At 74.5% G+C, this 13,429-nt stretch carries 11 protein-coding genes; 7 read left to right on the top strand and 4 right to left on the bottom strand.

The annotated features are described in order from the left end of the window. The 5 genes from KSNIM_RS08665 to KSNIM_RS08645 all read left to right on the top strand — a co-directional run bounded on the left by KSNIM_RS08665 (nucleotide 1) and on the right by KSNIM_RS08645 (nucleotide 7,300). On the top strand, nucleotides 1–1,914 hold the full coding sequence (locus KSNIM_RS08665; protein ID WP_263102643.1) for a glycosyltransferase: 1,914 nt from the start codon (nucleotides 1–3) through the stop codon (nucleotides 1,912–1,914). Continuing rightward, nucleotides 1,911–3,191 carry a glycoside hydrolase family 16 protein gene (locus KSNIM_RS08660; RefSeq protein WP_263102642.1) on the top strand — a complete coding sequence of 427 codons (1,281 nt, stop codon included), beginning with the start codon at nucleotides 1,911–1,913 and terminating at the stop codon, nucleotides 3,189–3,191. The genes KSNIM_RS08665 and KSNIM_RS08660 overlap by 4 nt, the downstream gene beginning before the upstream one ends. A 20-nt stretch (nucleotides 3,192–3,211) precedes the next feature. Next, nucleotides 3,212–4,534, top strand: coding sequence for an ATP-grasp domain-containing protein (locus KSNIM_RS08655; protein WP_263102641.1), 1,323 nt, complete (start codon nucleotides 3,212–3,214; stop codon nucleotides 4,532–4,534). 112 nt (nucleotides 4,535–4,646) lie between these two features. Continuing rightward, a complete protein-coding gene (locus KSNIM_RS08650; RefSeq protein ID WP_263102640.1) occupies nucleotides 4,647–6,083 on the top strand; it encodes a lipopolysaccharide biosynthesis protein in 1,437 nt (478 codons plus the stop codon). Continuing rightward, entirely contained in the window at nucleotides 6,080–7,300 is a 1,221-nt protein-coding gene (locus KSNIM_RS08645; protein ID WP_263102639.1) for an ATP-grasp domain-containing protein, read from the top strand. The genes KSNIM_RS08650 and KSNIM_RS08645 overlap by 4 nt, the downstream gene beginning before the upstream one ends. 4 nt (nucleotides 7,301–7,304) lie before the next feature. Here the strand turns inward: KSNIM_RS08645 and KSNIM_RS08640 are convergent, their stop codons facing one another. The 4 genes from KSNIM_RS08640 to KSNIM_RS08625 all read right to left on the bottom strand — a co-directional run bounded on the left by KSNIM_RS08640 (nucleotide 7,305) and on the right by KSNIM_RS08625 (nucleotide 11,493). Beyond that, nucleotides 7,305–8,519 (bottom strand): NAD(P)-binding domain-containing protein, encoded by a 1,215-nt coding sequence (locus KSNIM_RS08640; RefSeq protein ID WP_263102638.1) that lies wholly within the window; start codon nucleotides 8,517–8,519, stop codon nucleotides 7,305–7,307. Between the two features lie 73 nt (nucleotides 8,520–8,592). After that, on the bottom strand, nucleotides 8,593–9,270 hold the full coding sequence (locus tag KSNIM_RS08635) for an FxLYD domain-containing protein (protein ID WP_263102637.1): 678 nt from the start codon (nucleotides 9,268–9,270) through the stop codon (nucleotides 8,593–8,595). A 299-nt stretch (nucleotides 9,271–9,569) separates the two neighbouring features. After that, entirely contained in the window at nucleotides 9,570–10,685 is a 1,116-nt protein-coding gene (locus KSNIM_RS08630) for a chemotaxis protein (protein WP_263102636.1), read from the bottom strand. 148 nt (nucleotides 10,686–10,833) lie between these two features. Beyond that, nucleotides 10,834–11,493 carry a GTP cyclohydrolase II gene (locus tag KSNIM_RS08625; protein WP_263102635.1) on the bottom strand — a complete coding sequence of 220 codons (660 nt, stop codon included), beginning with the start codon at nucleotides 11,491–11,493 and terminating at the stop codon, nucleotides 10,834–10,836. A 204-nt stretch (nucleotides 11,494–11,697) separates the two neighbouring features. Here KSNIM_RS08625 and KSNIM_RS08620 point away from each other — a divergent pair, with 204 nt between their 5' ends. After that, nucleotides 11,698–12,606 (top strand): NADP-dependent oxidoreductase, encoded by a 909-nt coding sequence (locus KSNIM_RS08620; RefSeq protein ID WP_263102634.1) that lies wholly within the window; start codon nucleotides 11,698–11,700, stop codon nucleotides 12,604–12,606. 1 nt (nucleotide 12,607) lies between these two features. Then, complete coding sequence (locus KSNIM_RS08615) at nucleotides 12,608–13,378, top strand: VOC family protein (protein ID WP_263102633.1); 771 nt, start codon at nucleotides 12,608–12,610, stop codon at nucleotides 13,376–13,378. The last annotated feature ends 51 nt before the right edge of the window (nucleotides 13,379–13,429 follow it).

The raw sequence follows: 13,429 nt of genomic DNA, 5'->3' as shown, positions 1-13,429 counted from the left end.
ATGGTTGACCAGCAGATCGCCGACACGAGCCGCCCGCCGGTTCAGCGCCGCCCGACCGCGGCTCTGCTGGCCCGGGCGCTCGGCGGACGCGGCCCGGCCGCCTGGCTCACCGTCGGCGCGCTGCCGGTGGCCGCCGCGCTGTGGGTGCTGGCGCTGCGCGGCGCCCGCCTCGACCGGTTGGGCGACCTCGGCCTGCTCCAGGCCCTGCCGATGACCTACTGGGCCGGCTTCGCCGTCCTGCTCGCCGGCTTCGTCGCCGTTCTCTACCAGCCGCGCATCCCGCAGGGCTGGGCCGCCGCGTACGTCGTCGCGCTGATCACGATGATCCACGCCACCCCGAGCGTGCTGTACCCCACGCTGCGCTACGCCTGGGCGTGGAAGCACATCGCGGTGGTCGACGCCATGCTCCGGCACAACGGCACCGTGCCGAACGCCGGCGGCCTGGAGCTCTACAACGAGTGGCCCGGCTTCTTCCAGCTCAACGTGCTGTTCCTGCGCGCCACCGGGCTGCACTCCGCGCTCGGCTACGCCTCCTGGTACCCGCTGCTGGCCAACCTGATGCTGCTCGGCCCGCTGCTGCTGCTCTACCGCGCGCTCACCGACAGCCGCCGCCTGGTCTGGGGCGGGGTCTGGCTCTTCTACTCCGTCTCCTGGGTCGGCCAGGACTACTTCTCGCCGCAGGCGTTCGCCTTCCTGCTGTTCGTGCTGCTGCTCGCGCTGGTGCTCGGCAGGCTCGCCGCCCTCCGGCGGGCCGCCGCGGCCGCCGCCGAGGGACCGCCGGCGGCCACCGCGCTCACCGCCGGGACACCCTGGCTCGGCTGGTACGCCATGACGGTGGTGGTCCTCGCCGGCATCGTGATCTCGCACCCGCTGACCCCGGTGATGACGATCAGCGTCCTCGCCATGCTGAGCCTGCCGCGCCGCAACCGGCGGACCGTCCTGCCGGTGCTGGGCGCCGCCGTCGCGATGACCTTCGCCTGGGACTACACGGTCGCCCACAAGTACCTCGCGCAGAACGCCAACCAGCTGATCGCCGGCCTCAGCGCCACCAACAGCAACGTCCGCCCACCGGGCCAGCTGAGGTTCGGCACCATCGCCCCCGACCAGGCGATGGTCGCCCGGCTCTCCCTCGGCATGTGCGCCGTGCTCGGCCTGCTCGCCGTCGTCGCGTTGATCTCGCAGCGCTGGGTCCGCCGCACCGGCCTGGTCGCCGTGCTGTTCGGCCCGCTGCCGCTGCTGCTCGGCAACAGCTACGGCGGCGAGATGATCCTGCGCGCCTACCTGTTCGTCCTCCCGGCGACGGCGTTCCTGGCCGGCACGGTCATACTGCGCAGCGGCCGGAGGCCCGTGCTGCACCGCGCCCTCGCCACCGTCGCTGCGGGCGCGCTCGCCCTCGGCATGTTCGGCAACTACTACAGCAAGGAGGCGATGAACTACTTCAGCCCGCAGGAGGTCGCGGCCCTGAAGCAGGTCACCGCGGACGCCCCGTCGGGCACGCGCATCGTCTCCGTCACCGGCGACCTCCCCGGCGGTGAGTTCAACTACGACGACCGGACCCGGGTCATCCTCAGCCAGCTGTCCGCGGAGGAACAGCGCATCATGCTCGCCGACCCGCTGCCGCTGCTGCGCCGCGAGCTGACCGTTCCGGTGGTGCCCGGCCCGTCCTACCTGGTGCTCACCCGCGCGCAGGCCGAGGCCCTCCGGCTGACCGGGGCGCTGCCCGAGGACACCGTCCGGCGGCTGGCCGAACTCGCCGCCGGGTCGCCGGAGTTCCGCGCCGTCTACACCAGCCCCGACGCGGTGGTCTACCAGTACACCGCTCCGTCCGCGGGCGTCGTCGGCCAGGTCGCACCGCCCTGGGGCGCCGGCGGCAGCAGTACCGGCCAGCAGAATCCCACCGGGAGGCAGCCGTGAACAGCTTCGCCGGACCGGCGGTGCGGTGCGTGCTCGCCGGCCTCGCCTGGGCCGGGGCCGCGGCCACCGTGCTGCCCGCGGGCCGCGTCCGCACCGTCCTCGCCGCGGTCGCGCTGCTGGCCGTCCCGGGCACCGCCCTGGTGCTGCGGTGCCGCTGGCCGGCGCGGTCCCGGTACGCGCCGATGGCGGCCGTGGTGCCCGCCGTCGCCTGCAGCGCCGTCCTCGCGGCCCTGGCCGCCGCCCCGCTGCTGCTCACCCACACCTTCACGGCCCGCCGGGTGCTGGTGGAGCTCGCCGTCCTCACCACCCTGCTGGTGCTGCCCTACCCGCGGCGCCGGCTGCCGCCGTCCGACCCGGCCACCCGCTCCACCCGCCAGGGGCCGCCGCCGCCCGGCCGGTACGACCGCTCGGCGCTGCGGGCCGGTGCACTGGTCGCGGCCTGCGTGCTGGCCGGTGCCACCGCCTGCAGCGACCCGACCGCCCTGACCTCCCCGGCGTCGCGGGCCCAGGCGGCCGGGCCGAGCACCCAGGAGGCGACCGGCCCGCCGACCCCGCCGGGGCCCTGGCACCAGGTCTTCCACGACGACTTCACAGGCTCCCGCCTGAACACCGCGGACTGGGCCACCTGCTACGACTGGAACGACGGCGGCTGCACCAACGCCGGCAACCACGAACTGCAGTGGTACCTGCCCGGCCAGGTCTCCGTCGGCAACGGCGACCTCGCCCTCACCGCCGAGCGCCGGGACACCCACGGCAGCGACGGCAAGACCTACCCGTGGACCTCCGGCATGATCAGCACCGGCCGCGACCACTGGGACGGCGCGCCGCGGCACACCTTCACCTACGGCTGGTTCGCCGCCGCCGTCAAGGTGCCGGTCGCGGCCGAGGGGATGTTCCCGGCGTTCTGGCTGATCCCCGCCGACGCGCGCGGCACCCCGCCCGAGATCGACATCGCCGAGTTCATCAACAGCGCCTCGTACGTGGACTCCAACCTGCACTGGCGGACCGCCGACGGCAGCGACACCCACATCGGCAACCGCTACGGCCCGGCCGACTTCTCGGGCGGCTACCACGTCTTCGCGGTCGACTGGCAGCCCGACTCGGTCACCTGGTACGTCGACGGCGTCCAGCGCTTCAAGGTCACCGAACCGACCGCGATCCCGCACGTGGCCATGGAACTCGTGATCAACCTGGCGGTCGGCTTCCAGACCGCTCCGCCGCCCGGCACCGACTCCGCCCGACTGGACGTCGGCTGGGTCGCCGTCTGGCAGCGCTGACCCCCGAGGAGGTGGACCGGATGCAGGCCGAGGGCCCGGAACTGGACCGCGGAGTACCCGTGCTGATGGTGAAGGTCGGCCGCTACCCGGACGCTTACGGAGCGTACGGCGCCGTTCGGTCGCTGGGCCGGGCCGGCGTCCCGGTGTACGCCATGGTGGAGGACGCGCTGACCCCGACGGCGCTCTCCCGCTACGTGCGGCGGGCCTTCGTCCGGCCCACCGGCGCGGGCGAGCCGGCCGGGGCTCTGGTCGCCGCCGTGCTGGCCGCCGGCCGTGCGATCGGCCGCCGGGCCGTCGCGGTGCCCACCGACGACGAGGCCGCCGTGCTGCTCGCCGAGCACCGCTCCGAACTGGCCGGGCACTTCCTGCTGCCCCCGGTACCGGCGGACCTGCCGCGCCGGCTCGCCGACAAGGGCGGGCTGTACGAGCTCTGCCGGGCGCACGGCGTGACCACCCCCCGCGCCGCGACCCCGGCCGACCGGTCCGAACTCCTCGCCACGGCCCGGGACTGGGGCTACCCGGTCGTCCTGAAGAACCTCGCCCCCTTCACCCGGCAGGTGAACCCCGCCGTCAGCCACACCACGATCGTGCCGGACGAGCCCGCCCTGCTGGCCGCCTGCCCCTCGGACGGCCCGCTCTCGGTGCTGCTCCAGGAGTACGTCCCGCAGTCCTGCGCCGAGGACTGGATCACCCACCTCTGCTGCGGGCCCGGCGGCAGGCCGCTGGTCGTCTTCACCGGCGTCAAGGACCGCTCCTGGCCGCCGGAGAGCGGGGTCACCACCCGCGGCCACACCCGGCCGAACCCCGAACTCGCCGCACTGGCGGCCGACTTCTGCGAGGCCATCGGCTACTGCGGCAGCGCCGACCTGGACTGGCGCCTCGACCGGCGGGACGGCCGCTACAAACTGCTGGACTTCAACCCCCGCAACGGCGCCCAGTTCCGCCTCTTCGAGACGGTGGACGGGGTGGACGTCGTCCGCGCCCTGCACCTCTGGCTGACCGGGCGCCCCGTCCCGGCCGGGCCGCAGCGGCCGCGCCGCTTCCGGGCGGGCCGGCTCGACACGTACTCGGCGGTGGCCGGTGCCTGGCAGGACCGCTGCCGCCCCTGGGGCCTGTGGCCGGAGCCCCGCACCGAACACGCCTGGTTCGCCGCCGACGACCCCGCCCCGGCGGTGGCGGCGCTGCTGCGCTTCGGCGTACCCGCGCCGTTCCGGATGGTGCGGTCCGCGCTGAGCCCGTGTCAACGGCGCGGAACGACGGGCGACCGCCGGACGGCCCGGCGGTCGGTCAACACCGGCCGCACGGGGGCCGATCCGACTCCGGTCGGAGGACGCGAGACATGACGGAGCACCAGGCGTCCCTCGGGGGACCGGAGGACCGCAGGGCCGCCGGCGTCCGCCCTCCGCACCCTCCACAGGCCCACCCGCGCCCGTCTCCGTCGAAAGGCAGCCCGAGATGAGCGCCGCTCTGCCCGTGCACCCCCTCAGCTTCCTGAGGGCCAGGATCGGAACCGCCCGGAGCTCCCGCACCGCCGAGCCACTCATCCGCAACGGCCATCTGCTGGCCGGCAGCGCGGTGCTCGCCGCCGTGCTCGGCGCAGCCTTCTGGGTCTTCGCCACACGCTGGTACAGCGTGGAGACGGTCGGACGGAGCTCCGCCGCGCTCTCGGTCGCCGGACTCCTCTCCGGCCTCGGCCGGTTCAACCTCGGGGACGTCCTGGTCCGGTTCGTTCCGGTAGCCGGGCGGCACACCCGCTGGCTGGTGCTGCGCTGCTACAGCGTCAGCGTCGTGGTCTCCGGCCTCGCCGCAGTGGGTTTCCTGCTGCTCGTCCCGTGGATCTCGCCGGAGCTCGGTTTCCTGCGGAACCCCGTCCTGGCCGGCTCCTTCATCGTCGCCACCGCCGGCTACTCGGTTTTCGTGCTGCAGGACGGCGCGCTCACCGGCCTCCGCCGACCCGGTTGGGTCCTCGGCGAGAACGCGCTGTTCAACGTGGTCAAGGCCGGCCTCCTGGCAGGCTGCGCCGCGTTCGCGATCGGCACCGGCATCCTGCTGTCCTGGTCCCTCGGGCTGATCGTCTCGATCGTCGTGACCAACGTGGTGCTGTTCCGCCGGGCCATCCCGGTCCACCAGCGGGCCGACACGGCCGACACACCCCGGCCGCAGCGGGTACTGCGCTACGCGACCGCCGACTACCTCGGCAAGGTCGTGGGCGTGACCACCGGCACCGCCGTGCCGCTGATCGTGCTCAACCAGCTGGGCGCCGAGCAGACCGCGTACTACTCGCTGGCCTACATCATCGCCGGCACGTTCTACGTGGCCGTGGCGAGCATGGGCGGCTCGCTGGTCGTGGAAGGCGCACACCATCCCGAACGGCTCGCGGAGCACGGACGCCGGATGCTTCGCCACGCGAGCCTGCTGGTGGCTGCGGCGACGACCGTCGTGGTCGTGGCGGCGCCCTGGCTGCTCCTCCCCTTCGGCGCGGCGTACTCGGCACACGGCACCACCGTGCTCCGCCTGATGGCCCTCTCCGCGGTGCCGAACGTGGTGCTCGGCATCGCCATCGAGGTGGCCCGGGTCCGCCGGGAACTGCGGAGGCTGGTCGCCCTCCAGGTCGTCTTCTCCGCCCTGGTCGTCGTCCTGGTCGTCGCACTGCTCCCCGCGCTCGGCCTGACCGGTGTGGGGCTGGCCTGGCTGATCGCCGCGTGCCTCCTGGCCGGGCCGCTGCTTGTGGACCTGCCGCGGTGGCTTCCCGCACCGCGGCGGAGGCCGGCCGGCTCGGCCCTCCGCCCGTGGCGGGCGGTCCGGCCCGCCCACGGGAGCGGCTCGCCGCCGTCAGAGCAGTACCGGCAGTCCGAGCAGGGCCTGCCGTCAGAAGGGGGTGAACGGCCATGACGCCGGTCCTGCCCGGCCTCGACCGACGGGTCCCGGTGGTGGTGGTACGGATCGGCCAGTACCCGTTCTCGCACAGCCCATGGGGGACGGTCCGGTCCTTCGGCCGCCTCGGTGTCCCGGTGTACGCGATGGTCGAGGGCCGGCACAATCCGACCACCGCTTCGCACTACCTCACGGGCGCGTTCGTCCGGCCGACCACCGGCAGCGAACCGGCCGAGCACCTGGTCGACATCCTCCGGGGCGTCGGCGAGGAGGTGGGCCGCCGCAGTGTCGCGGTGCCCACGGACGACGAGTCCGCCGTGCTCCTCGCGGAGCACACCGAGGAGCTCTCCCCCTTCTTCCTGATTCCTCCCGTGCCTGCGAACCTGCCGCGGCTGCTTGCCGACAAGGGCGAGCTCCACCGCATCTGCCGGGACCACGGCATCCCCTCGCCGTACACCGCCACGCCCGCCGACCGCGACGAGCTGGTGGCGACCGGGCGCGCCTGGGGCTACCCCTTGGTCCTGAAGAACCTCGCGCCGTTCACCCGGCTGGCGGAGCCGGTGGTCAGCCACAGCACGCTGGTACGGGACGAGCGGGAGCTGCTGGCGCTCACCCCGACGAACGGCCCGCTGTCGGTGCTCGCCCAGGAGTACCTGCCGGCGGAGCACTCCGAGGACTGGTTCACCCACCTCTGCTGTGGCCCCGGTGGAGAGCCGTTGGCCGTCTTCACGGGCCTGAAGGAGCGCGACTGGCCGCCCGGCGGCGGCTTCACCACCCTGGCACGCACGGTCGGCAACCCCGAACTCGCCGATCTGGCCGCAGGGTTATGCAAGAAGGTGGGCTTCGCCGGTGTCGCCGACCTGGACTGGCGGCTGGACCTGCGGGACCACCGGTACAAGCTGGTGGACTTCAACCCGCGGCAGGGTGCCCAGTTCCGCCTGTTCGAGACCGCCGACGGGCTGGACGTGGTGCGTGCCCTGCACCTCTCGCTGACGGGTCGCCCCGTCCCACAGGGCCCGGTGCTCCCACGGAACTTCCGGGTCGGCCGACCGGACCTGCTGGCAGCGCTGGCCACCGCCCGGTCCGGACACCGGCTGCCGCACGACCTCCTGCCGCGCCGGGCGACCGAACGGGCCTGGCTCTGCCGCGACGACGCGATGCCCCTCGTCGTCGATCTCGCCCGGACGGCCAGAACGGCCCCCCTCAAGCTGGCCCGACGACTGCTCCGCGCCTGACCGGTCAGCTTCGGGCGGCGATGTGCCGGCCGATCCGGTGAGCGGCGAAGTGCGTCCCGCAGACGAAGCGCATCACCGGTCCGAAGGTGTCCGCCGCCGCCAGCCCGGTGAAGTACAGGCCCGGCACGGACGACTCCAGGCCCGGGCCCAGCCGCGGTGCACCGGCGGCCGTGGTGCGGATCGCCCGGCGCAGCCCCTCGTCGAGGACGGCCAGCCGTGCCACGTCCGCCCGGTAGCCCGTGGCGGCCAGTACGTGGTCGGCCTCCAGCAGTTCGGTCGGGCCCTCCAGGCTCAGCCGGACGGTGCCGTCCACCGCCTCCGCCGCGGCCAGCGGATGCCCGGTGAGCACCGGGAACAGGTTGTCCACCCGCTCCTGCAGCCACCACGCCCCGGCCGGGCCGAGCACCCGGCGGACCCGGACGGCCCGCGCCTCGTCCGGCAGGAACCGGAACACCCAGGGGATGTCGGCGTAGGCGCGCATGCCCCATCCGGGGCCGAGGTTGCTGGACGGCCGGGTCACCCGGGCGGTCAGCGGTCGGGTGGACGGCAGGTCGGCGTCCGGCGGCTCGCCGTAGATCACCCGTGGGCCGCGGACCACCACGGTGGGGGAGGCGCCGGCCTCGTGCAGCAGGGCGGCGCTCTCCAGGGCCGACTGTCCGGCCCCCACCACCGCCACCCGCTGCCCGGCGAACTTCGCCAGGTCCGCGTGCTCGCTGGTGTGCGAGCACAGGCCCGTTCCCGTCAGAGCGGCGAGTTCGGGCGGCATGTACGCGAAGGGCCGCAGGCCGATCGACACCACCACCGAACGGGCCGTCACCGACTCGCCGTCCGCCAGCAGCACCCGGAAGCCGCCCGGCGCACCCTCGACCCGGGCGACCTGCGTCCGCTCCAACTCGGGCACCCGCTCCTGTTGGAACCACTCGCCGTACTCGACGAACTCGTCCAGCGGGATCGGGTACATGTCGCCGACCGTGCCCCGGCCGGACCGGTGGCGGAAGTCGTTGAAGCCGTAACGGCCGGACGGGTCGGAGATGCAGGACGCCCGCGGTGTCGACTTCAGGAACATCCCCGCGGGCATGCCCTCGCGCCAGCCGGCCATCGGGTCGCCGAAGGCCCGGAAGGTCACGCCGGCGCCCCGCAGGTGCGCCGCTGCCGCCAGCCCGTACGGGCCGGCACCGATCACGACGGCCTCGGGATCGACCGTTCCCCGTCCCTGCATGAGTGGCACCTCCGGTGTGGCACGACCCCCGTCCCAGCATGCGGCGGGGTCATGCGGTCGGCACCCCGGCAGGTCAGAACCGCTGCGCCCGCGCCACCTTGGCGTTGGCCGCGTCGACCTTCTGGTCACCGTGCGCCAGCACCGTGCGGCGCTCGCCCGGGGCGACGTCCGAGGTGCCGACCACCACCGTCTCCACGGTGGCCCCGGAGGAATCCAGGAAATCCACCTGGACGGCGTAGCTCGCCTTCTGCGAGGTCGAGTTGGTGATGGTGACGGTGGCCGCCGGGAAGCCGTCGGTGGCGGTGGTGGGCACGCCGGTCAGCACGACGTCGCCGATCGCGTTGCCGGTGCCGGCCACCCCGCTCAGGGCGGCGCTGGCGCTCTGCCGGGACTTCGACACCTGCGCGGACACCGAGGACTCGAAGGCGGCCGCCCGGGACTCCACCGAGGCCGCCGCCGCGGAGGCCGACGCGGCCCGGGCCAGGGCGGCCTCCTTGATCAGCGCGGCGGCGCTGGACGCGGCGGCCGAGGCGTCCTCACCGGTCAGCTCCGAGGCCTCGGCGGCGGCCGAGGCGGCGTGCCGGGAGGCCTCCGCGGCGGCCGACACGACCGCCGGGCTGATCCCGCCCACCGTCTTCTCCGAGCTGCTGCACGCCGCCGCCAGGGCCGTCAGCGCGGCTGCCGCCGCAAGGATCGCGCCGCCGCGGGCGGTCGGCCCGGTGAGGGGGCGGAGGCGGGAGTGCGGGGACATGGCGGCTCCTGGATCGCTCGGCCGAGGGTGCACAACTCCTCCAGCCTCCGCCGTGGCACGGCCCGCCGCGCGCAGGGCTGCGCCGCCCGGGTGCGTCCGCAAGGGCGTACGGAGCAGCCACAAGGGGCGCGCGGGGGACTGCGCGATTCGGATGCGGATCGCCGTACGAACCCGGGCTCGGCCCATGTCCCCGCGGTGCCGCCCCCGGACTGCGCAGTTCTTCCCGGCCCTCGGCCGGGAGGTACCCCACGCGCCCCCGGGTGGCTGCCCATGGGAGGCGCGAATCGGCGGTCAGCCGCTCAGTAGCGCAGCACCGCGGCGATGTGGTCGTGGGCGGTGAGCTCGTCGTCGGGCACGAAGACCACCTCGGCACCCTTGTCCAGTGCGGTCTCCACGAGCTCGTCGACGATGTCCTCGCGGACGCCCTCCTCCCAGCCGCCGGGCCCGCCGTCCTCCGCCGGGGCGAGGTGGCCGTCGGCGAGCCGCATCGTCCGCTGGAAGTGCTCCTCGACGGCGACCATGTCCACCCGTCCCTCGCAGACGGCCTCCCAGACCTCGTCCAGGCCGGCGGCGAAGGCCTTGCGGCTGCGCGCCGCGTCCAGCGCTGTGCTCACCCGGTCGGACTCGTGCGAGGCGAACTGGGCCATCGCGGGGGCGAGTTCCTGCAGCAGGGCGCGGTCGGGGCCGTCGGTGAGGCCGCCCTTGAGCACGGTCGCCACGGCCGCGCCGGCGGCGGTGCCGACCTCCTGCAGGGCGGACACCGCCTGCGGCAGGCCGATCAGGAACAACGGCCGGCGGTCCGCACCCAGCACGGTGCCGAGCGCGGCGTCCACGGACCGCAGGAAGCGCCGGGTCTCCTCGTTGCTGAAGGTGCTGGGCTGGCCGCCGGTGCGCTCCTCGCGCTGGACGTCCCAGTCCACGCCCTCCGCCTCCATCGGGAAGCCGTCGGCCTTGTGCTCGTGCAGGGCGAGGCCCGCGCCGCTCCACAGGGTGGCCCGGTCGGCGGCGACGGCCATCACCCAGTAGGGGCGCTCCTGGGCCTTCGCGGCGACCAGGTTGCGGGTCAGGAAGGTGTCGCTCAGCACGACCCGCTCGGGCACCTCGCGCGGCAGGCTCCACACCTGGTGCTCGTTGGTGGTCGCGTACACCACCAGCCCGTCCAGGGAGTGCCGCAGGTCCACCTCGGCGACCGCCCGTTCCAGCTGTTTGTGCAGGTCGATGCGGTCCTGCCGGGAGGCCTCCGGATCGGCGTCGATCCGCCGCTCGGCCTCGGCGAGGAGGTTCCTCAGCCGCACCGCGTCCTGCGCGTTGTCCGGCTCGCGGCGGTGCGTCGGCATGGTCAGCGAGACGGCCGGGTAGGGCCGGGCGCTGCGCAGTTCGCGCAGGGTGTCGGAGGTGAGGGAGTCGGTTTCCACGGGCGCTCTCCCGGGGTCGGTCCGCGCCGGGCGGGGCCCGGCGGGGCCGCGGGAGGGGTGGAGCGACGGACGGCGCGGCCCACCGACCGACGCTTCCACGCGCACCCCGGCGTCGCGCGCGTCCCTGCGCCGATCGGGTGAACCCCGGTCAGGCGCCCAGCGACAGGAACTCGATGCCGTGGCCGAGGGTGCGCGCCGTGCCGTCCGCCTTGGTGCGCAGGTAGCGGACGTTGCTCTCGGACAGGTGGACGCCGGTCGGCACCCGCTCGGCCACCGTGATGCCGAGGGCGGACAGCTGGCCGGCCTTGTCCGGGTTGTTGCTGAGCAGCCGGATGCCGGTGGCGCCGAGCGTGCTGAGCATCTGGGCGGCGGCGGTGTAGTCGCGGCCGTCCTCGGGCAGCCCGAGCGCGGTGTTGGCCTGGTAGGTGTCCAGGCCGGAGTCCTGCAGTGCGTAGGCGTCGAGCTTGTTGTAGAGGCCGATTCCCCTGCCCTCCTGGCGGAGGTACAGCAGGTAGCCGCCGGCCTCGGCGATCAGCTCGACCGACTCGCGCAGCTGCGGGCCGCAGTCGCAGCGGGCGGAGCCGAAGACGTCGCCGGTGAGGCACTCGGAGTGCAGCCGCACCAGCGGGGTGTCGCCGACCTCGCCGAGGGCGAGCGCGAGGTGCTCGGCGCCGTCCTCCAGCCCGTGGAAGGTGAACACCTCGGCCTCGACCCGGAAGCCGTCCGGGAACGCCAGCGGGATGCGCACCCGGGAGCGAACGGTGGCGGGGCCGGGCAGCGGCGTCCGGGCGGTGTCGGTCTGCGGCATGGCCGGGCCTCCGAGGTGATGTGGTTCAGAGATGTGGTTCAAATTCGAACCGCTGGTCCGGGTCCGACCGTACCCCCTGGTTCCAATTTGAACAACTGCCGTTGCCTCACGCACAACCCTCCCGTTCGGCCCACCATTCCCGGCCGTCCCGGCCGTGCGCCCAGCAAGCTGGCGGAAGGAAGTCGCCGACCCTGAGGGAGCAGCATGTCCAAGGCGTTCGGATACCGGGCGTTCGGAGGCCCGGAGCACCAGGAGTTCCTGGACCGCCCCGTGCCCGCCCCCGGGCCGGACCGGCTGCAGATCGCCGTCCGCGCGGCCGGGGTCAACCCGATCGACTGGAAGGTCCGCAACGGCTGGCTCGGCACCGACCGCCCGCTGCCCGCCGTCCTGGGCGTCGAGGCCGCCGGAGTGGTGGAGGCCGTCGGACCGGGCGTCGAGGGCTTCGCCGTCGGCGACGAGGTCTTCGGCGTCGCGGTGGCCGGCGCCTACGCCGAGCACACCCTGCTGGACGCCGCCGTCAGTGCCCGCAAGCCCGCGGGCGTCGGCTTCGCCGAGGCCGCCGCGCTGCCCGTCGCCGCCGCCACCGCCTGGGACGCCCTCGAACAGCTCGACCTGGAACCGGGGCGCACCCTGCTCGTCCTCGGCATCGCCGGCGGGGTGGGCAGCGCCGCCGCCCAGATCGCCCGCGCCCGCGGACTGAAGGTGGTCGGCACCGCCGCCGACCGCAACCGTGACTGGGTCGCCTCCGTCGGCGCCACCCAGGTCCGCTACGGCGAAGGGGTCGCCGACCGGATCAGGGCCGCCGCCCCGGACGGCGTCGACGGACTGCTCGACCTGATCGGCGGCGAGGACCTCCGGGAGGCGGCCGCCGTGCTCGCCGACCGCACCCGGCTGGTCTCCACGGCCGACCCCGGCACCGCCGCGGCACTCGGCGGCAGCGCCGTCCGCCGCGAGCCCGACCGGGAGGCGCTCGCCGCCCTGGCCGAGCTCGTCGCGGCCGGCGCCCTCGACCCGCGGATCACCGCGACCTACCCCCTCGACCGGGCTCCCGAGGCACTCGCCGAGGTCGAGTCCGGACACGCCCGCGGCAAACTCGTCCTGGTGGTGGAGTGACATGAGAATCGACAAGCCCGCACTCGGAGCCCCCTGCTGGGTGGAGATCTCCACCGCCGACCCGGAGGGCTCCAAGGCCTTCTACCGCGAGGTGTTCGGCTGGCGCACGGAGGTCGACCCCAACCCTGAGGCCGGCGGCTACACGCTGATGATGCTCGGCACCGACCCGGTCGCCGGCCTCAGCCCCGTCCAGCGCCCCGGACAGCCCACCAGCTGGACGATCTCCTTCGCGGTGGCGGACGCCGACCAGGCCGCCGCCGCCGTCCGCGGGGCCGGCGGCCGGCTGCTCATGGAGCCCGCCGACGTCCTCGACCTCGGCCGCTTCTGCGTCGCCGCCGACCCGGCCGGCGCGGTGTTCGCGCTCTGGCAGGCCCTCGCCTTCACCGGCACCCCGGTGATGGACGAGCCCGGCGCGCTCGGCTGGGTCGAACTCGCCACCCGGGACACCGCCGGCGCCAAGGAGTTCTACCCCAGGGTCCTCGGCTGGAGCGTCACCGTCGGCGAGATGTACACCCAGTGGGGACTGCCCGGCCGGGAGTTCGGCGGCATGGCCGACATGGCCGACCAGTTCCCCGCCGACGTCGGCCCCTACTGGATGCCGTACTTCGCGGTCGCCGACGTGGACACCACCACCGAACGCGCCGCCGTGCTCGGCGCCATCATCGCCCTCCCGCCCACCGACGTGCCCGACGGACCGCGGCTCGCCGTCCTGCACGACCCGCAGGGCGCGATCTTCGGCATCCACGTCGCCGGCGGCGGCGCCGGGCAGTGACACAGGAGCGGGGACGCCCGGCCGGTCAGGCCCGGCCGCGGGCCGCCGGCC

Source organism: Kitasatospora sp. DSM 101779, assembly GCF_025655475.1.
GTDB lineage: Bacteria > Actinomycetota > Actinomycetes > Streptomycetales > Streptomycetaceae > Kitasatospora.
The sequence above is the reverse complement of the archived record's forward strand: the minus strand, read 5'-3'. Positions and strand labels throughout refer to the sequence as shown.